Genomic DNA, 21,004 nt, shown 5'->3' with positions numbered 1-21,004 from the left:
CAATCATCACAAATTGCAAGGCCTTTATTTATGAATTTTGGGAATGATTTCAAGGCAAAAAATACATATCCTTGATTTTTGTTAACTTGAGAATAGAATTTCAGCTATGAAAAATAATTTCTTCCAAAGTTTAAAAGGGTACGCCCCTATCTTGGAATGGTTACCCAAGTACCAAAAAACGGACCTTCAGGGTGACCTTTCGGCAGGCCTGACGGTGGGTATTATGTTGATCCCACAAGGAATGGCCTATGCCATGCTCGCAGGATTGGAACCCATCCATGGCCTTTATGCAGTCACTGTTCCCTTGATTTTATATGCTATTTTCGGAACGTCCAGGCAATTGGCTGTCGGTCCTGTTGCGATGGTATCCTTGCTGACAGCAGCCGGAATCGCTACTTTGAACGCCTCCTCACCTGAGCAATACCTGCTTTACGCCATTTCATTGGCCTTCTTAGTTGGACTGATCCAGTTTGGAATGGGCTTATTCAAGTTAGGTTTTGTGGTCAACTTCCTCTCCCACCCTGTCATCAGCGGGTTTACCTCGGCTGCAGCCATCATCATTGGATTGAGTCAGATCAAGCACTTATTTAGGATCAACCTTCCAAACTCAGAACATATCCAAGAAATGATAGTGGCCATATTTCAAAATATCGGAGATATCCATTGGATTACATTTGGTATCGGCGTGGTCGGTATCATTATCATCAAATTCGGAAAGAAAATACATAAAGGCTTTCCTGCTCCATTAATTGCTGTGATGGTCGGTATCGCATTGGTATCCGGATTTGATTTGACAAGTCAAGGTGTTAGAATAGTCGGAGATGTCCCAAGTGGATTACCTTCATTGTCCTCTCCTTCTTTTGATTTATCGACTTGGAAAACTTTGCTACCCATAGCTTTGACCATTTCGCTGGTGGGATTTGCAGAAAGTTTTGCTGTAGCAAAAACCATTCAGGCCAAACATAAAAACTATAGGTTGAATGCCAATCAGGAATTGACTGCCTTGGGCATGGCTAACTTTGGAGCCGCTTTTTTCCAAGGATATCCTGTCACAGGAGGATTCTCAAGAACTGCCGTCAATAATGATGCAGGGGCAAAAACAACTATGGCCTCTATTTTCAGTGCTATTTTGATCATACTGACGCTATTGTTTTTCACCGGACTGTTCTACAATCTTCCGAGTGCCATCCTTGCTGCTGTTGTTTTGGTGGCTGTTTCCGGATTGATAGATTTCAAAGAACCGGTTCATTTATGGCACAAGGATAAATCTGATTTTGCCATGTTGGTAGCCACATTTGTCATTACCCTGACCTTAGGAATTGAAACAGGTATCATTTCGGGAATGGTTTTATCCTTATTAGTCGTCATCTATCGGGCCTCACGGCCACATATTGCACAATTGGGAAGAGTTCCGGGAACAAATACCTTCAGAAATATTACCAGATTTCAAAATCTTGAAGTGAGAGACGATTTGTTGATGGTCAGGATTGACGGGCCTATATATTTTGCCAATGTGGAATTTATCAAAGACAAGTTGGACCTTTGGATTTTAGAGAAAGGGAAGAAAGTGAAAATGCTTGTTTTCAATATGGAAAGCGTCAGCAATATCGATAGTACGGGTGCGCATGAACTTAATGAGTGGATCAATACTTGGAGAAAATCAGGTATGGACATTTCTATGACTAGTATCAAAGGTCCAGTAAGGGATGTATTGAACAGATGGGCTTTATTAGAAAGTGTCGGTTCGGACCATATATTCTTGGATGACAATACTGCCCTTTCTGCTTTTGACCATTCCATTACAGAAGAAACGCTTGAAAAGTATTCTTCCTATGCCACCCAAACCAATCCAAAGTAATGTGCACCTCTGATATCAATCACTACCTCGAGAATAACCAAAACTGGGTGCGTTCTGTATTGTCACAAAACAAGGGATATTTTGACGATTTGAAGCAAGGACAGCAGCCAAAAGCGTTATTGCTTGGCTGCTCGGACAGCAGGGTATCGCCATCTATGGTGTTGGGATCTGAGCTTGGGGAGCTTTTTATCCATCGCAACATCGCAAATGTAGTATCTCATACTGACCTCAATTTCCTTTCTGTGATGCAATATGCAGTCGAAAATCTTGGGGTCAAGGACATTATTGTCTATGGCCATTATGGCTGCGGAGGAGTCAAAGCAGCTTATGAAAACAATACAAATGGATTGATCGACAATTGGCTGGCAAATATCAAAGACGTGATCAGACACCACAAACGAGAACTGAACAGCATCGAAGATGAAAATCAAAGACTCAACAGGCTTGTCGAATTGAACGTATTGGAACAAATAGAAAATATCAAACAGACTTCAATTTACAGACAGGCGATGGAATCAGGATTCAAATTGAATCTGTATGCTTGGGTGTTTGATTTCAATACAGGATTTGTCCTCGACCTCAAAAAGAAATACAATATCATTCCAAACGTCACTTAAAATAAAAAAACCGGGAAATCCCGGTTTTTTATTTTCTATTTTTTTTCAGCTGATCAATTCTTCAAAATCGTCCCTGACATAAATAATATTCCTCCCGAGCTCGATCCATTTTTTCTTTTCGAGTTGTTTCAATAATCTTGAGATCACTTCCCTTGATGTTCCCAATTCAGTGGCGATTTCGTGATGGGTCGTTTTTAATTCATTGGATTTGTGTTGCTTCATTTTGGTCAGTATATACCGCATCAACCTCTCATCCATTCTTTTGAAAGCGACAGCATCCAATGCCACCAACATTTCATGAAATCTTGACTGGTAAGTCATAGCCACAAAATCCTTCCATTGTTTGTAATGATCTGACCATTCTTCGTGTTTTTCAACAGGAACAGCCAAAATCACCGTTCGCTCTTCGGTAACCGCCTTTATTTCACTTGGACGGGAAGATGTACAGCAAGTCAATGACAAGGCACAAGTTTCACCGGGTTCCAGGTAATACAAAAACAACTCTTTACCGTCCTCATCCATCCTCATGATTTTGATGGATCCTTCCAATACAATAGGTACCATTTTCACAAACTGACCCGGTTCGGTAATTACTTTTCCCGGCTGAAAAACCAGTTCTTTCCCATTTTCCAAAAGTGCCCGTAAAAGTGCAGGATCTGTTATATTGGGTAACTTTTGTTTTAAATCTTCTAACTCCATAGTCATTATTTAAACAAGAATGTTTTTGTCACTGGAGCAATTTAGTGACAACTATCACAAAAAAAAAGGCTGAAATTCAACTTCAGCCTTTTTTAACCTTATTAACCCTATGAAACTAAATTGCAAATCCGCCATCTACTACATGCATTGCACCTGTGATATATTTGCTTTTGTCTGATGCAAGAAAAGTGACAGTGGAAGCAATGTCTTCATTGGTCGCATATCTTCCCAATGGAATCTGACTTTCAAAGCCTTTTTTGACTTCCCCTCCCGCGCCCGGTGCAAAGCCCTCTTCCAAAGACCGCATCATCCTATTGTCTACAGGTCCCGGATGGACAGTATTGACCCGAATCTGATATGGAGCACCTTCCAAGGCTGCTACTCTCATGGTACCGATAATCGCATGCTTGCTGGTGATATACGCCACCATATTCGCTATTCCTGTGAGGCCAGCCACGGAGCAAGTGATAATTATTGAGCCTCCGGATTTTTGCATGTAGGGGAATGCATACTTCAACCCAAGCCAAATACCTTTGACATTGATATCCAAAACTTTATCAAAAATATCTTCCGGATATTCGGTCAGCGGTTTGACCACACCTTCATACCCTGCATTTAAAAATACTACATCAAGTTTTCCAAACAATTCAACTGCCTTGTCGGTGTATGCTTTCACTGCATCAGCTTTGCTGATATCAGCAACAAAGCAATGAACCCCTGGATTATTTAATTCACTTTTTGCCTCATCCAAATTCTTTTGGTTGATGTCCACTAGCAACACGTCCTTACCTCCCTCATCCAGAAACATCCGGGCTGTTGCTTTACCTATTCCGCCGGCACCGCCTGTAATTATGATAGATTTATTTTCTAAAGCTTTCATGATTTTTTGGATTTGTTTACCAAAAATACCTCATTGACAGTTTCTTAAATAAGAATATTATCAGACTTAGACATGATTTTGATCATAGAATTTTTTCTAATAAATACCCACCTTTATCCTATTAGCAACCAAAATCCAATAACCATGAAAAGAATAATCGTTCCTATCGACTTTTCCTCTTACTCTGATTTTGCCTTTTTGAGTGCTTTGAAAATCGCACAAAAGGCTGATAGCAGCATTACTTGTGTCAATGTTGTCAGCACGTTATTGGACTGGAATCACCTCTCCAATGAACAAAAAGCCAAAAACAGTGATGTACAGGATATGGAAGCAGAGGCCAAAGATAAATTGAAGTCATTCATCTTGGAACACAAACTTCATGCTGTTCCCGTCGAACCTGTAGTGGGGATTGGTGTTCCCCAGCAAGTTATTTTAGACTTATCCAAAAAACATAAAGCTGATCTGATTGTAATCGGTGCTTACGGCGCAGGTCACATAGACGGTAAATTTGTCGGGTCCACCCTCCAGCATGTTTTGAGAAATGCAGACTGTCCGGTGATGGCTGTCAAAAAACCATTGAGTGGAAATGACCTTAGGAAAATGGTCTTTGCTTCCATGTTCAATGAAGATTCCAGACCAGCTTTTACCAAAATGAAAGCGGTTTTGAAGGATTTCCAAACCTCCGTCCACTTCCTCTTTGTAAATACCCCAACACATTTTGTGAATTCTGATATTGCCGAATCCAGAATGGATGCCTATGCAAAAGGATTTGAAGACCTTGTGATTCACAAACATGTCTATTGTCATGCAGAACCTGAAAACGGGATTGTTGAATTTGCCAAAAAAAGGAAAATTGGTTTTATCGGTATCGCATCCGGAAATAGAAAAGGGATGGCGACCTATCAGGTCGGCGTGACTGATACGGTCCTTTACAAGTCAGAAATAGCAGTATTGAGTGTCAAGATAGAATAACTTAACTGACAACAAATTTACCCTTGCTCCTCAAGCCTTTGAAAAAACATTTCAAAGGCTTGTTGCTTTAGGTTCAGGGCATGACGTCGATGACCTCTTTTTTCTGATGTTTCCAATGAATGACCGAACTTCCCAGATTATCAAGTCCACTAATCACCTGTTTGATAACGTTGTTGAGCGTCGAAACAGGAAACTCAAGTTCTTGTAATTTGAGGTCAGCATACAATTCGGAAATCCAGTTTTTGTATTGCTTTGAATTTTCAAAGATCCACATTGGTTCATCCTTAGGAACTACCTCTAGTTTAATATATGCGTCCATTTTTTCAAGAAAAGAAACAACATAAGTCTTGATCTTGCCGTGGAGATCCACCACGACCCTATCTTCTTCATCTTCCATATCCCTGATGTTGTGCATGACATCCTTGATGTCCTTAGCGGCAAAAACCAATGTCCTCATTGCCAACATCAGTGATGTCAATTTTTGAGCTTCTTTTTCACTCAGAAATTCTTCCTGAAGAAGAATGTGGTATTTGGTAATTTCATCCTCAAGTTTTTTGATCATTCCATATTCTTCAAGCAGATCCACGGGTTGGTAGAGAATTTTTCGCCAAATGGACATGGTGTTTCCTTTCAATTCCCCATTTTCCAACACATTGACGATGAAATTGACCGTACTCTCATAAGCCAACAAAATTTCTTTTTCCAGAGCCTCCAAAGCTACAGAAGGGACTTTTGGACTGACGTTTTTGATGTACTTGGATATTCCCTGAGGCTCATCTTTTACAAAGAGCTTTTTGAGAAATCCGTCTAATTGGTTCATAAAAGGATAAAACATAATAATCCCAACCGCATTGAGGAAAGTGTTAAAAAACACCAACTCCATCAAGGCATCACTGATGGAAAACCATTTCATGGTGATCATCAATATCCAATCCAAGAAGAAAAACACTAATATTCCTGAGACAACATTGAATAAAAAATGGGCAAACGCCAGCCTCTTTTTATCTGCAGTTCCTCCCAAAGATCCTATCCCTATGGTAAACGTAGTGCCAATATTGGCTCCTATGACCATGGCTGCACCTTCAGTCAAACCGATAATGCCCGCATTCATCGTACTCAAAACAATGACGATAGAAGCTGAACTTGATTGGATCAGTGCTGTAAGTACCATTCCTATGATCAGGTATAACCAGGATCCATAGCCTTGGAATTTTTCCATATCAATCCCTGCTGCAATGGCTTCAATGGAGGTTTTCATGAAATCCAATCCCAAAAAAAGTAACCCAAAACCTATTGCAAAAGCACCAAGATTTTTAAGGTAAGGTCTATTCGAAAAAATGAGAAACAGAAAAATCCCAATCCCCAAAAAAGGAAGAGAAAATGCCTCTACGCTGAATTTGAAACCCAAGGTTGCCACGATCCAAGCAGTAGCTGTAGTTCCTAAGTTGGCACCCAACACCACTCCTAAAGCATTTTTAAGATTCAGTACTCCTGCCCCCAAAAATGCCAAAGTCATCAATGTCACTAGGGAACTGCTCTGTACGATCGCCGTCACCAAGGTACCAATCAAAATCCCTTTCCACGGTGAATCGGTAAACCGGTGCATCAGCTGCCTGAATGAAGTTCCTCCGATTTCTTTGATGGCATTCTCAAGGTGAAATATCCCCCAAAGGAATATCCCAATGCCTGCAAAAAATTTCCAAAAATCAAAGTCAATTTGATCCATAACCTTTCAGCCTAGACCAAATATAGAAAGCAATGGTGACAATTAGAATGATTTAAGTGACCTTCCGGCTTTTTAATTTCTTTATCATCTTAGGCAAATACCATAGAAAAAAACCTGTAAAACAAAGCAAAAGCAAGACAACTGAGGTCAAGGTGCTGTAGGTGATTTTGAAAATTTCGGAATCCGACACCATCAAAAAATCTAAAATACTTCCATCATGGATTTTTTCCACCAAGTCGGAATTTCTTTGGCTGACTGACAGAATCTCTCCCGAATAGCCATCAACTTGGATTTCTGTAAAATGCCTTTTGAAAACAATCTTGGCTATGCCCTTTTCGGGTCTGACATCTATCCTGTCGATCAGGTCACTTTTTTGTAGGCTGTCTCTTGCAAACGTTTGCCCGATCTCCATCATTTTATCCAATGGAATCCATTTGGAAGGGTTTTCAACTTTAGTAGTTTGGGTTTTGGGGATGAGACCCAATTCTTTTTTCCAAGCCAAAAGAATAGCCGTGATGCCAATAATCACAAGAAAAAAAACAAAGACTATACTAATCCATTTGTGTATTCGCCTGTAGATACGGGTTTGATGGGCTTTTTTGGAAATCATAAGAAATACTCAATAACAATCGGCGAAAATAATTAAAATCGGGGCAGAAGTGTTTTATTTTTTTTCAGGCGGTCTTCTTGAAGAAAGACGAAGCACAGTTTTCGTAGAAAATTCACTTTATTGAAAATTCTTTTGGCTAATATTCCACCGGAAATGTTTATCGTTTACAAGGATAAAAAACCCTTTCTATGGCCACACATCTTTGTTTCATTTTCGTAAAAATCAAAAAAAGAAAATTTTGAAAAAGGCTGCTTTGATTTTTCTTATTCTAAGTTTTTGGGCTGTAAATGCAGAAGCGCAGGTCAGTTCTCATAAGATAGGCCTTGAAAGTCAATATGGATGGATAATTCCCCATAATCCTGAACTTCAGGATCTGGCTTCCAGCCGACCCATTTCCCTGAATCTATCTACCCAATGGATGAGATCAACCCGCAAAAACTGGGAAGCCTGCAATTGCTTTCATTATTTGGGGCTGAATCTATCAGTCGTAGATTTTCAAAATCCCAGGGAGTTGGGTCAGGCTTGGAATCTTTCAGGAAGTTTTGAACCATACCTTTTCAGAACTGACAGGTGGTCGGCAAGTCTTTCTACAGGAATGGGTGTAAGTTACCTTACCCGAATTTATGACCCTATCGAAAATCCAAGGAATACATTCTTTAGTTCGTCTATCAGTTTTCTAATTTTTGTTGCTCCAAAACTTTTCTTTGAACTTAGTCATCAATGGGAATTACAGGCCTCATTTTCATACAACCACATATCCAATGGGGGTCAAAGTCAGCCCAATCGGGGGATGAACTATCCGATGTGGGGATTGGGAGTTGTTCATTATACCCGAAAAGCCGATTTACCAAGCTATGAAAAAAGCCCTCTCCCGAACAAATGGTCATTTTATGCAGACTTGGGATTCAATACACGGGACTCCGACAATGGAACCCGTCAACCAAACTTTACCCTTGCTGGAGGTACCTACCGTAAGTTTACCGGAATTATCGGCTTGGGAGGAGGGATTGAGATCGCTAAGGACTTTTCACTGCCTATCCAAGAAAGCCGAATAGAGGCTGTGATTCCCGGAATCTTTTTGGAGAACCATTTCCTTTTTGGAAAATTTGATTTCAGTCAGCGCATGGTCAAGTACCTGTCCAAACCATTGGGATATCAAGAGGATCGGGAGTTTTACCAGCGATATACATTGAATTACCTGATAGGAAAAAACATCCGGATTGGTGCAGGACTCAAAGCCCATGGGCACGTCGCTGAGTATATGGATTTTAGATTAGGATGGATTTTTTGAAATGACTTTTTCTTCTGTATTAAAAACCAAAGTCTATAACCTCCGAAGTCTTTTCAATGAAAAACCACATTGGCAAGCTTCATCGCTTCTCCAAATTCAACGATGTTGAGGTCAAATTCATACCCCTCCTGTTCCAAAATCCTAATCAAGGATTCTGTTGCCACATTTCCTACAAGGTCATCTTTGGCCATAGGGCATCCACCGTATCCAAGCATGGCACTGTCAAACCTGATACAGCCTGCTTTTAAAGCCGCTATAATTTTAGGAGTTAGGTTATCTGGGTGGGAATGCAGATGCATACCAAATTCTATGTTGGGATAGGATTTGGCATTGACAGAGAATAATTCTGAAATCAATTCCGGTTGGGCAGTGCCGATAGTATCGGCAAAAGAGATGATTTTGACACCCATTCCATCCAAATTTCTGACAAATTCAGCTACCATTTCAGGAGAATACGCATCCCCGTAAGGATTACCAAAACCCATACTCAGGTAGGTAACTAGGATTTTACCTTTGATCTCACAGAGATTTTGAATTTCTTCTACTGCCTCCAAAGCTTCAGCAATTGACTTATTGGTATTTCGCTGCTGAAATGTCTCTGATAAAGAAAGTGGAAAACCCAAAAAATCAATCTCTTCAAAATGGGAGGCATCCTCAGCTCCTCTTGTATTTGCCACTATTGCGAGGAGTTTGGACTTTGTACCAAAAAGGTCAAGCTGCTCCAAAACCTCCGCTGTATCCCTCATTTGAGGAATAGCTTTTGGACTCACAAAACTCCCAAAGTCAATCGTATCAAACCCCACCTGAAGCAGTTGGTTGATATACGCAGCCTTAATTGAAGTATCTATGAATTCCGCTCTGCCTTGCATGGCATCCCGGGCACATTCCACCAGTTTGATCATGGCACGAATGTAGCAAAATCCCTCAAAAGACTTCTTTGGCTATTTTATAAGTGGCATCAGCCTTACTCATGGTGTAATAATGCAATACCTCAACCCCGTTGGCAACCAATTCTTTACTTTGTTGGATAGCCCAAGCAATTCCCACTTCTTTGACGTCAGCATTTGTTTTGCACTTTTCGAGATCATCCATCAAGGCATCCGGCAAATCCAGGAAAAAAGTCCTCGGCAACATGCTGATCTGTCCTAAAGTGGTGATGGGTTTCAATCCCGGCATAATCGGAATGGTAATTCCCAATTCTCTGACTTTCTTCACAAATTCAAAAAACTTCTGATTGTCAAAAAACATCTGTGTGACAATATATTCGGCGCCGGAATCTACTTTTTCTTTCAAATGCTTAAGATCAAATTTCAAACTTGGTGCTTCAAAGTGCTTCTCCGGGTAGCCGGCCACCCCAACACAAAAGTCAGTATGAAAACCCGTTTCAGTTTCCTCATGCAGGTACCTCCCATGATTCATCCCAATAATCTGCTTTACCAAATCTCTGGTATATTGATGTCCGTTTGGTTCAGGTAGGAAATTCCCTTCGTTTTTTGGTGCATCACCACGCAAGGCGAGTACGTTTTGGACTCCGATAAAATTCAAGTCAATAAGGGCATTTTCAGTTTCTTCCATGGTAAAGCCTCCACAAAGCAGATGCGGTACCGCTTCGACATGAAACCTGTTCATCAAAGCAGCGCAAATTCCGACTGTACCGGGACGCTTCTTGGTACTTACTTTTTCGAGAAGTCCGTTGGGATGTTTCTTGTAAATAAACTCTTCCCGATGGTAGGTCACATCTACAAATGGAGGTTTAAACTCCATCAATGGCTCAATTCCCACCAACAAATCTTTCAGACTTTGACCTTTCAAAGGAGGAAGGATTTCAAAGGAGAACAGGGTCTTCTCTGCCTGTGCGATATATTCTGTGATTTTCATTGCTACTTTTCTTGAACTTGTAATAATGGTGAATAAGCCAGATTAGGTGACAACCACCTTTCAGCCTGTTTTTTGGTTACTCCTTTTCTCAGTGCATAATCCGCAACTTGATCTTCGCCTACCTTACCCAGACCAAAATATTTACTCTCAGGATGACCAAAGTAAAATCCGCTGACAGAGGAGGTAGGATACATGGCAAAACTATCGGTCAATGTTATTCCAATAGATTTTTCAACTTGGAGTAAATCGAAAAGGGTTCTTTTTTCAGAATGTTCCGGGCAGGCAGGATAGCCGGGTGCCGGTCTGATTCCGTGGTATTCCTCTTTGATCAGGGATTCATTATCCAATATTTCGGATTTTGCATAACCCCAAAGGTCTTTTCTGACCAACTCATGTAAATACTCTGCTCCTGCTTCTGCCAAACGGTCAGCCAAAGCTTTGAGCATAATGTCATGAAAATCGTCATGGTTTTTTTGAAACTCAGCCAATTTAGATTCAATACCCCATCCGGCTGTCACTGCAAATCCTCCCATATAATCTGTTTTTTCGGGATGGATATAATCTGCCAATGACCTGTTGGGAACACCTTTGCCTTTTTTACCTTGCTGGCGAAGGAAGTGAAACTTGTATCCGGTATTAGAACCATCTTTGAGGACCGTAACATCATCTTCATTCCGCTTTACAGGAAACAAATCCACAATTGCCTTTGCCTGAATCCACTTTTCAGTAATGATCTGATCCAGCATCTTGTTTGCATCATCAAAAAGTTTCTTTGCTTCTTGGCCGACAACCGCATCATCGAAAATTTTAGGATACCTTCCAGTCAGCATCCAAGTACTGAAGAATGGCGTCCAGTCGATATATTTTCTCAAAACAGAAAGATCGAGATCTTGGAAAACCGTCTCTCCCAATTGAGCCGGTACAATTGGCTCGTAATGTTCCCAATCGATAAAGACAGGGTTTGCTTTTGCCTCTTTATAAGTGGCAAGTTGCTTTACTTGTTGCTTGGCTTCATGCTCAACCCGAAGTTGGAGGTAGGTATCTTTAATCTGCTTGTGGTAGGCAGTTTTGGTTTCTTCATTGATGGATTCCCCTGCGATCGGGACAGACTTGGAAGCATCCGTGACATGGATGACAATGCCGCTGTAAACAGGGTCAATTTTTACCGCTGTATGGATTCTCGAGGTCGTAGCTCCGCCTATCAGCAAAGGGATCTGCATACCCTGACGCTCCATCTCAGAAGCGACATAGACCATTTCATCCAATGACGGTGTTATCAAGCCACTGAGACCGATGATGTCAACCTTGTTCTTGATGGCTTCATCGATGATTTTTTGAGCATCTACCATCACACCGAGGTCGATGATCTGATAGCTGTTACACGCCAAAACTACTCCTACGATGTTCTTCCCAATATCATGGACGTCACCTTTGACGGTGGCCAAGAGGATTTTTTTGATGCTGCTTTGCTCGGCATTGTAATTCCAATCTCCGACTTTTGGCATGAAAGGTTCCAAGTAAGCCACTGCCTTTTTCATAACCCTTGCAGATTTGACCACCTGGGGAAGAAACATTTTGCCCTCTCCAAATAAATCACCGACCACATTCATACCGTCCATCAGAGGACCTTCGATGACTTTGAGCGGGTTTTGGTATTTCAATCTTGCTTCCTCCGTATCTTCAATGACAAAGTCGATAATTCCTTTGACCAATGCATGTTCTATCCTTTTTTCAACAGGAAATTCTCTCCAGACTTCGTTGACAATTTCTTTTTTGCCTGAAGCTTTTACGGTTTCTGCAAATGAAAGCAATTGCTCAGTGGCATCTTCCGTCCTATCAAAAAGGACATCTTCCACTTTTTGCAATAAATCTTTTGGAATATCGTCATACACCTCAAGCATGGAAGGATTGACGATTCCCATATCCATACCGTGACGGATGGCATGATATAGGAAGGCGGCATGCATGGCTTCCCTTACAGGATCATTTCCCCTAAAAGAAAAACTAACATTACTCACCCCACCACTTACTTTGGCTCCCGGGAGGTTTTGCTTGATCCATTGGGTAGCATGAAAAAAGTCTAGTGCATTTTTTCGGTGCTCATCCATTCCTGTGGCTACAGGAAAGATATTCGGATCAAAAATAATGTCCTGATGATTGAATCTGACTTCATTTACCAATATATCGTAGCTCCTTTTACAGATATCAATTCTTCTCTGATAGGTATCTGCCTGACCTTTTTCATCAAAGGCCATGACAACAACGGCTGCACCAAATTTCTTAATCGTCTTGGCCTGATTGATAAATTCAGATTCGCCATTCTTCAAACTTATCGAATTAACGATTCCCTTTCCTTGGATACATTTCAATCCTGTCAGGATGATTTCCCATCGGGAACTGTCAATCATGATCGGAATCCTGCTGATCTCAGGTTCGGAGGCAATGAGGTTAAGAAACTTTTTCATGGCAGCCACACCATCAAGCATGCCCTCATCCATACACACATCCAATACCTGGGCTCCTCCTCTGACTTGGTCTAAAGCAATCCCAAGAGCCTCGTCATATTCTCCATTGAGAATCAGCCGTGCAAATTTCTTCGAACCGGTAATATTGGTTCTTTCGCCAACATTGACAAAGTTGATTTCAGGGGTGAAAACCAAAGGTTCCAAACCTGATAATTTCATGGCATTATGTTTTTGGATCCTACTCATTTTCTGCTGTGACAAATTCAATGTTTCTAGGAACATACTTTTCTGCTGCCTTAGCTATGGCTGCAATATGCTCAGGAGTAGTTCCGCAACATCCTCCCAAAATATTGACATACCCTTCTTTCAAAAAATCTTCGATCTGATCAGCCATCTCATTTGCTCCCTGATCGTATTGGCCAAATTCATTTGGCAAACCGGCATTTGGATAAGCAGAAACCAAGAATGGTGCATTATCTGCCAATACCTTGAGATATGGTCTAAGTTCTTTTGCACCTAAAGCACAATTCAGTCCAACACTGAAGAGAGGAACGTGGGACACAGAAATCAAAAATGCTTCCGTCGTCTGTCCTGAAAGTGTCCTTCCGGATGCGTCGGTGATTGTTCCGGAAATCATGATGGGAATCCCACCTTCCTCAGGATTTAAAGGGATGTTTCTTTCTTCAAATACTTCCTGAATGGCATATAAGGCTGCTTTGGCATTTAAGGTATCAAAAATAGTTTCGACCAAAAGGATATCTGATCCCCCATCCAATAATCCCCTGATTTGTTCCTTGTAGGCTTCGGACAATTGATCAAATGTGATCGCCCTATATCCGGGATCATTCACATCAGGGGAAAGAGAAGCTGTTTTGTTTGTGGGACCCAATGCACCTGCCACAAAACGTGGTTTGTCTGGATTTTTTGAAGTGAATTCATCAGAGACCTCTTTGGCAATTTTTGCAGACTGGAAATTGATCTCATAGGCAAGGTGCTGCAATCCATAATCTTCCTGTGCGATGGAAGTCCCGCTAAAGGTATTGGTCTCGATGATATCGGCACCTACTTCAAGATAAGCAGCATGAATAGATTTGATGACATCCGGTCTGGAAAGAGAAAGAAGGTCATTGTTACCCTTTAATGGTTTGGGGTGGTTTGCAAGTTCAGGTGTCCTAAAATCTTCCTCATTCAACTTAAATCGCTGAATCATCGTGCCCATGGCACCATCGAGGATAAGAATTTTTTTCTTGGATAAGGAGAGTAATAATGCGGTTCTGTTCATGAATATTTAGTATCAAAAACTTATGCGAGCAGCAACCGGAAAAAAGGAATTCATTCTTCCGCTCATCTTCTTCCGGCTTCTCCGGAATAGGAATTAGCACCTTGTATTCAGGTTGCCAAGACGTCATAGGGCCTTTCCCTCGGTCTTTCTCGATAAGCTTTTCAAATTTAAAAGCAATTATTGGATTTTTGTGGTGTTTTATAAAGATTCTTCAATAGAATAGGTATATATTTCTCATATCAGCGAAATCAAACCTATCATATCAATTATAATCAAACTTCTAATCCCTTTTAATCCATGAATTATAAAACCCATTTTCCCGGATTTGTTTTTATTTTTTTATCAAAATTCTTTTTTCTTTTTATCCTTTCATGCAACAGCCCAGAAAACAAAAACCAGCAATTATCTGAAAATTCTTGGGATGCCGAACAAAGGATCAAAGAATTAGGGATAATCCTGCCTGAACCAAGCACCCCTGTAGCAAATTATGTCAATGTGGTGCGAACAGGAAATTTACTTTTCTTAGCTGGAAAAGGCCCGGGACTGCCAGATGGCACTTTTATTACCGGAAAAGTAGGTCAGGATTTGACAATTGAGCAGGGAAAAGAAGCTGCACGGATGGTCGCAATAAATCAGTTGGCAGTTCTCAAAGCTGAATTAGGAGATCTCAACAAAGTCAAAAGAATCGTAAAAGTATTGGGAATGGTGAACTGCAATTCAGATTTCATCCAACAACCCCAAGTAATCAATGGGTTTTCAGACCTGATGGTGGAAGTATTTGGAGAAAAAGGAAAGCATGCGAGATCTGCTGTGGGAATGAATGCATTGCCAATGAACATTGCCGTAGAGGTGGAACTGATTGTGGAAATCGAAGACATTTAATGCCTTATCCCGACGCTTAACTGGAAGTAGGGATTGGACATATATCCCGCCATTGACAGGTCGAGTAACTTGAAATTGGCCAAGGGTAATTCATATCCTCCATTAATTCCAATCATCAGTTTCGAAGAGTGATTTGGTGAAAGGGGAATCCCATAAGCTACATAAACTTCAGGTTTGGCTATCAGACCACCTTTTCTCAAAAATGCATCATGCAACGGTTCTTCAAATAATCTTGGGAAATCCGGTTTGTTATTTTCGAGCAGTGAGTAGCGTATGTTGGCATAGCCTATTCCACCCGTTCCTCCAAATTCAAGATTTTTTCTTTCAAAAAACTTCAAACCTGCATTTCCATAAACCCTAAGACTGTTCAAGGTATGGCTTTTAGATTCATTTGCCTGACCGGAAAGACCCAAATTATAAATATCAATCCCGTAGAGGAAGCCTTTGCTTTCACCCAAGACTTTTAAACCAATATTGTTTGGTCTTCCCTTGAAGGGAGCAAGTCCATTTTGTTCCAAAACTGAATTGAATTCATCCGGTTGGGTAAAATGAAATCCATAAATCAAATGTGCCCCAATGGCTGCATCTTTATAAAAGAAATTGTGGTCGGGGATAGTAACTCCGGCCCCCAATCTAATAAAAGCACCACTTTGGGTACTATTGAACCTGATGCCGTTCAATTTCCAAGAATCCTCAAAAGGGCTAAATGAATATCCAAACCTTGCCAACAGTTCAATGGCCTCCTCCCTTCCGGGGATAGGCACATCATAGCTCATCTGAAACCCGATTTCAGTAAGGAATCCTGTCATGTTCAAGGTTCCTTTATGGAGATTTCCATCCCTAAGGATAAAACCGTGCGCCGGATTCTGAAAAAACTCCTCGAGGTTCGTTGCGGGATTTTCCTTCAGCATCTGGAAATTCAAAAACCCGGTTCCTACTGACATGTAGTGGATCAATTGAAAATTACCTTCCTCCGTGAAAGCAAATCCTACATTAACATAAAACCTTGTGCTTTGGTAATCTATCTCGTATCCATCAAAATTTGACTTTGGCCCGCTATTTTGAAAAAGTTCTAAACCAATAATGAAGTCATTGAATCTGGTGACGTAACCAAAACTAAGGTTAGAATAACTACTTCTCATGGGAGAAAGCCCTCTTTCAGCCAGCATTTGATTAAACTCCCTAAGATTAGCTCCGGTCCTACCATAGGTCATGTACATAGTACTCCTGTTGGACTTCTGCATCTGGGAAAAAGCTGGAAATCCAAAAGAAATAGAAAGAAACAATACTAAGAAAAGCCTCATACCAATTTGTTTATTTCCAAAATTAAAGGGAAAGGGTGTATCGATGTCTCCTTTTTTCAAATTTATGGCTTAAGGTATTTCAGTATTTTGGTGTAAAGATTATCGGGGTTAAACGGTTTACTTATATAATCATTCATTCCCACTTTTTCCAATTGATTTTTTACTTCAATTAACGAAGAGGCAGTCAATGCAATTATAGGAACATTCTTCTTTTTTTGATCTTCCATGTTTCTGATGAATTCCGCCACTTGGAAACCATCCATTTCGGGCATTTGAAGGTCAAGCAAAATCAAATTAAACTCCTGCTTAAGATATGCTTCAATCGCCTCATTTCCATCATTGGAAATCACCACATTTTTCACTCCCCACTTATGAAGGAATTTCTTGATCATTATCTGATTGACTAGGTTGTCTTCTGCTACCAGAATACTCGCCTTTTCTAGGAATTGTAAGCCATCTGAATGATCATTTTGAAAAGGAATGGCTTTAGAATGGGGTTTTTCAAATACTGCGGTAAATGTAAATCTGGTACCACCGTCCTCCCTTTGGTAAGCTTTGATCTCTGCACCAAACAACTGTACCAATCGCTTGACTATAGCAAGACCAAGACCAGTACCTCCATATTTTCGAGTTGTAGCTGCACTTGCTTGGGTAAATGCCTCAAACACCAGGTCGAGCTTGTCTTTTGGAATGCCGATTCCTGAATCCTCAAAGTCAAACCGGATTGTGATTGTCTTTTCATTTTCCTTTTCCTTGGTCAACTTGATTCTGATGAATCCCTTTTCGGTGAATTTAACTGCATTGGAAACCAGATTATTAACTATCTGACCCAACCTTACCGGATCTCCTATCAGGTTTGATGGCAAAGAGGGATCTGCTTCAAAAATTACATTGAGGGCTTTTTCCCTTGCCTGATAAGAATAAGAATGGAGTATTCTATTGAAAACATTACTCAGTTCAAAATTCACTTTTTCGAGCTCAACTTTTCCTGAGTCAATTTTACTGTAATCCAAAATATCATTGATCAAACCCAACAGGTTTTCAGCCGAAAACTGAAGCGTCTTTAAATTCTCAAGCTGATCCGGGCGCGGGTCATCCTCGATCAAGAGATGGGCCATGCCAATAACTGCGTTCATAGGCGTCCTGATTTCATGGCTCATGATGGACAGAAACTGGGACTTAATGGTCGATGCCTGTTCGGCTTTCTCTTTGGCATGAAAAAGCTCTTTCTGCGCTTCTTTTAGTTTTGTAATGTCCCGTGCAATCCCGGTGTAGTACATTTTTTTTCCTAACTCATCGGTCACCAACTTTCCATTGGAACTGAATACCCTGTAATCACCAGCAAGATGTAAAAGCCTAAATTCTAGGTATTGATTGTCTTTGAAAAAATTTGGCTCAGACTTGCTTCTTTCAGCAAACACCGATAGATCTTCAGGATGGAGGAATTCGACAAGCTTTCTTTTCATTACATCCTCTGAAACATATCCGAGAAATTGCTTGACATTTGGTGAAATGTAGGTCAAGGTCATATCCAAATCCAGCGAGAAAATGATCTCGGTTGATTCCTCTACAAGTTTCCTGTATTTTTCCTCATTTCTTCTTAAGCTTTCTTTTGCCTGATGCTCCTCGTTGATATCTCTTAATATCCCGAGCGCATACTCAATCTCACCGCCATACATGATTGGACGGACGGTGATCTCATATACCCGACGACGGAATACAAGATGCTTTTGGATAATCTCATTTTTGAGCAGAGCCCTAGTCACAATCGGTTGAATCTCGTTGAGATTGCCAGGATGGACTTCTGCTAAGGTTTTTCCTTCAAAATCCCCTGCAGTCATCCCCCATTCTGCAAAATTTGTTCCTTGGGCAACAATGTACCGCAAGTCTCTGTCGATCAAAAATATACTTGTCCCCGGAATATTGGAAGCCAATACCCGATATCTTTCCTGACTTCGAATGATCTCTTCACGGTTATTTTTCCTTTCGGTGATGTCTTGTAAGATACCTTCATGGACAAAAATCCTACCTTCAGAATCATATACTTCTCGGGTTCTATCTTCCACCCACCGGAAGGAACCATCCCCTTTTCTGATCCTATATTCACCCGAAAAAGCAGGGATTCCATTTTCACTTTCCCTTGCATAATGGTAATCCAAAAGCTGGATCACATCATCTGGGTGAATCAAATCAAGAATACTTGTTTGGGAGCTTACCAACTTGGCGGAGTTATATCCAAATTGTCTGATGTTATCTGTAATATAGAGAATTCGGAAATTTTCATTTGGGTCAACAGTAAACAAAACAGCAGGACTGTTTTCCACGATCATTTGGGCCTTTCTGGCAATAGCCTCTTGTCTGACCTGAAGTGAAAGATTCCTGATCACAAATGAATACCCGATTTTCTCCTGATCATCATTCAAAAATTGCTGGACTGAAACCTCATAGGGATCAACCACACCTGTCCTCAGCCTGAGCTGCATTTGCCTGGTTATGCCCTCATTGTTTATAAGGTTTCCCAAAAGCCTTTCCAAAGTATTGGTATCTTCAAAAATGAATTCGAATAAGTCAGTAATTTTTCCCTGAAAGTTTTCACTTTCGTCTATTTTACACTCTTTTAAACCAGCCTTATTGATATAGATAATTTTGAGTGTAGCATCAGTCACCACAATGGGATCGTCTACCTGGGTTAGGATCTGGGATTGGAGTTTCAGGTAATTTTCAGCATCCTTTTTATGCGTGATATCTGAACAATAGCCAAAGACTTCTACATCCTCGCTGTCTTGAATTTCCCTCACCTGTATGGTGAAGCTGATGAATTTTTCTTTTCCTTCCTTGGTAAAAATGCTGAATTCACCATAAGTGGTACTCCTTGTTTGAACAGCGATTTTTAATTTCTCAAGAAAATCTCTCCTATCCCCTTTTTTTATCCTTTTCAAAAACCCGGAAAAATCAGAGGAATAAACATCTTCCTCCAAATCAAAGATCCTTCTCAGCCCAACAGAATAGAAAATCCTCCTTTTGGTCTTACTGAATCTCCATGAGCCTGATTTAGCCAAAATCTCTGTAGAAGCAAGAAGCTTTTCATTGCGCTCGAGCCTTTTTTTAATTGCCCTGTTGATAAAACTTCCCGCATATATATCACCCAGCTGGCGGAGCACATATTCATCTTTTTCATGCCAGGCTCTTTTTTCATGAACAGCATCAAGTCCAAAAAAACCAATCAGTTTATTTTCTGAAAAAATGGGAATGAGGACAAATGATTTGATACCCTGTTGTTGGTAGATTTCCCTTTCTGCCTTAAAATTGTCAGGCATAAGATCAACATCCGGTACAACCAAAATTTCACCTTTTCGAAGAGATTCGATGGTGAGGTTGTCGGCAGTGATGGGTAGATTTTTTAGATATTGGATCTGTGGTTCGATACCTGCCGCAGTCCATTCGTATACATTTTCAATCTCCTGAAGGTCATCATGAACCAAGAAAATATATGATCGGTCTGCTTTTTCAAATTCACCTAACATCTTTAGGGATAATCTGAATACATGGTCTACCTGATTATATCCGGCATTTACAAATTTTGCAGAAATCCTGTTGATCAGGTTCTCAAGCTCATACCTTTTTTGCAAAGATTTTTTGGCTTTCCAATAAGCAGTTATGTCTCTAGCGCTAAAAAGTATACCGTTAATATTTGGGTCATCTAGTAAATTCCTGCTGTAACTTTCTATGTAAACCCTTTTTCCACCGGGTATATTGACCCAAAAATTGATATTCACCTCAGATTTGGAAGAATACACCTGCTCCAAATCACCGTCTTCGATATCAATGATTCCCTGATCTATAAAATCCCTGTAAGATTTTCCTATGATTTTTGAAGTATCAACACCCAATTTGTCAATCACAGCAGCACTAATAAATTTGTATCTCCCCTCAATGTCCAAAATTGCAACCATATCGTGGCTATGCCGCAAAATACTGGCGACAAAATTTAAACCAAGGTTGGAATTGGTTTCGACTTGCTGTAATTGTCCATCTGTAGGGCCTTCAATTTCAGGATCTGTTTTTTTTGCTATAGCGACACAAAACCTCTGATTTTCTTCTGTATAGATTTTTTTGAATTCCCATCTATAATCAGAAGTTTCGCTATTGACTTGGGTTAATGTAGAAAAGCAGACATCGTCCGAAAATTCCCCCGTTGCAAAAAATTCAAATAGCATCTTCTGGATATCTTCACAAATAAAAATATCCTTCCAATCATCGAAGTTCCCTTGAATATTCTTCTTAAAGTAATCATTCAAAAAAATATCGTTCCCTTCAGAAAAAACAACGACAGGCTCTTGTATCTGATTGAAAAAACCTAAAACATCTAAATTTTTGACTACACTCATGAATTGCGGATAGAATGTCAGCTCAATTGAAACTACATCTTTTTATTGGGTAATTAAGATTAAATCAACCCTTTGGTAGTCGAAGTTTAATCATTTAAAAGACAAAATCAATCAATTTGTTCAAATTAAAATTTTCTTATAATCAAGTCCTA

At 40.3% G+C, this 21,004-nt stretch carries 15 protein-coding genes and 1 riboswitch; of the genes, 5 read left to right on the top strand and 10 right to left on the bottom strand.

Features of this window, described 5'->3' with window-relative positions; translation table 11 throughout:
* The first annotated feature begins 106 nt into the window (after positions 1-106).
* Positions 107-1,858 carry a SulP family inorganic anion transporter gene (locus M3O96_RS11000; RefSeq protein ID WP_249720634.1) on the top strand — a complete coding sequence of 584 codons (1,752 nt, stop codon included), beginning with the start codon at positions 107-109 and terminating at the stop codon, positions 1,856-1,858.
* On the top strand, positions 1,858-2,475 hold the full coding sequence (locus M3O96_RS10995; RefSeq protein ID WP_249720632.1) for a carbonic anhydrase: 618 nt from the start codon (positions 1,858-1,860) through the stop codon (positions 2,473-2,475). The genes M3O96_RS11000 and M3O96_RS10995 overlap by 1 nt, the downstream gene beginning before the upstream one ends.
* Positions 2,476-2,520: 45 nt before the next feature.
* On the opposite strand, the gene M3O96_RS10990 is transcribed toward M3O96_RS10995, so the two are convergent.
* Together M3O96_RS10990 and M3O96_RS10985 are read right to left on the bottom strand one after the other, a co-directional pair.
* Positions 2,521-3,174: a Crp/Fnr family transcriptional regulator gene (locus tag M3O96_RS10990; protein ID WP_249720631.1), complete on the bottom strand. Its 654-nt coding sequence runs from the start codon at positions 3,172-3,174 to the stop codon at positions 2,521-2,523.
* A 115-nt stretch (positions 3,175-3,289) separates the two neighbouring features.
* Positions 3,290-4,054, bottom strand: a complete 765-nt coding sequence (locus M3O96_RS10985) for an SDR family NAD(P)-dependent oxidoreductase (RefSeq protein WP_249720628.1) — start codon at positions 4,052-4,054, stop codon at positions 3,290-3,292.
* 144 nt (positions 4,055-4,198) lie between these two features.
* On the opposite strand from M3O96_RS10985, the gene M3O96_RS10980 reads away from it, so the two are divergent.
* The gene (locus tag M3O96_RS10980; protein ID WP_249720627.1) at positions 4,199-5,026 is read left to right on the top strand and encodes a universal stress protein; all 828 of its coding nucleotides are present in this window, start codon (positions 4,199-4,201) and stop codon (positions 5,024-5,026) included.
* 73 nt (positions 5,027-5,099) lie between these two features.
* On the opposite strand, the gene M3O96_RS10975 is transcribed toward M3O96_RS10980, so the two are convergent.
* Positions 5,100-6,752 carry a Na/Pi cotransporter family protein gene (locus M3O96_RS10975; protein ID WP_249720625.1) on the bottom strand — a complete coding sequence of 551 codons (1,653 nt, stop codon included), beginning with the start codon at positions 6,750-6,752 and terminating at the stop codon, positions 5,100-5,102.
* 52 nt (positions 6,753-6,804) lie between these two features.
* Entirely contained in the window at positions 6,805-7,362 is a 558-nt protein-coding gene (locus tag M3O96_RS10970) for a PepSY domain-containing protein (RefSeq protein WP_249720624.1), read from the bottom strand.
* Positions 7,363-7,600: 238 nt separating this feature from the next.
* Between M3O96_RS10970 and M3O96_RS10965 the strand changes: the two genes are divergently transcribed.
* Complete coding sequence (locus M3O96_RS10965; RefSeq protein WP_249720622.1) at positions 7,601-8,653, top strand: acyloxyacyl hydrolase; 1,053 nt, start codon at positions 7,601-7,603, stop codon at positions 8,651-8,653.
* A 53-nt stretch (positions 8,654-8,706) separates the two neighbouring features.
* Here M3O96_RS10965 and M3O96_RS10960 read toward each other — a convergent pair whose 3' ends face one another.
* The 4 genes from M3O96_RS10960 to M3O96_RS10945 are packed head-to-tail and all read right to left on the bottom strand — an operon-like array spanning position 8,707 to position 14,278.
* Positions 8,707-9,555, bottom strand: coding sequence for a hydroxymethylglutaryl-CoA lyase (locus tag M3O96_RS10960; protein ID WP_249720620.1), 849 nt, complete (start codon positions 9,553-9,555; stop codon positions 8,707-8,709).
* Between the two features lie 22 nt (positions 9,556-9,577).
* The gene (metF, locus tag M3O96_RS10955; protein ID WP_249720619.1) at positions 9,578-10,531 is read right to left on the bottom strand and encodes a methylenetetrahydrofolate reductase [NAD(P)H]; all 954 of its coding nucleotides are present in this window, start codon (positions 10,529-10,531) and stop codon (positions 9,578-9,580) included.
* A 2-nt stretch (positions 10,532-10,533) separates the two neighbouring features.
* Positions 10,534-13,242, bottom strand: a complete 2,709-nt coding sequence (gene metH / locus M3O96_RS10950; RefSeq protein WP_249720616.1) for a methionine synthase — start codon at positions 13,240-13,242, stop codon at positions 10,534-10,536.
* Positions 13,235-14,278, bottom strand: a complete 1,044-nt coding sequence (locus M3O96_RS10945) for a homocysteine S-methyltransferase family protein (protein WP_249720614.1) — start codon at positions 14,276-14,278, stop codon at positions 13,235-13,237. Before M3O96_RS10945 ends, metH begins: the two co-directional genes overlap by 8 nt.
* A 59-nt stretch (positions 14,279-14,337) precedes the next feature.
* Positions 14,338-14,437, bottom strand: a riboswitch (SAM riboswitch).
* A gap of 138 nt (positions 14,438-14,575) precedes the next feature.
* Between M3O96_RS10945 and M3O96_RS10940 the strand changes: the two genes are divergently transcribed.
* A complete protein-coding gene (locus M3O96_RS10940) occupies positions 14,576-15,160 on the top strand; it encodes a RidA family protein (protein ID WP_249720613.1) in 585 nt (194 codons plus the stop codon).
* On the opposite strand, the gene M3O96_RS10935 is transcribed toward M3O96_RS10940, so the two are convergent.
* Positions 15,157-16,464, bottom strand: a complete 1,308-nt coding sequence (locus tag M3O96_RS10935) for a hypothetical protein (RefSeq protein WP_249720611.1) — start codon at positions 16,462-16,464, stop codon at positions 15,157-15,159. The two genes, M3O96_RS10940 and M3O96_RS10935, sit on opposite strands and share 4 nt — an antisense overlap.
* Positions 16,465-16,526: 62 nt before the next feature.
* The gene (locus tag M3O96_RS10930) at positions 16,527-20,852 is read right to left on the bottom strand and encodes a PAS domain S-box protein (protein WP_249720609.1); all 4,326 of its coding nucleotides are present in this window, start codon (positions 20,850-20,852) and stop codon (positions 16,527-16,529) included.
* Positions 20,853-21,004: the final 152 nt, after the last annotated feature.

Source organism: Aquiflexum sp. TKW24L (genome assembly GCF_023502205.1).
Lineage (GTDB): Bacteria > Bacteroidota > Bacteroidia > Cytophagales > Cyclobacteriaceae > Cognataquiflexum.
This window is presented reverse-complemented; position numbering and strand designations above follow the sequence as displayed.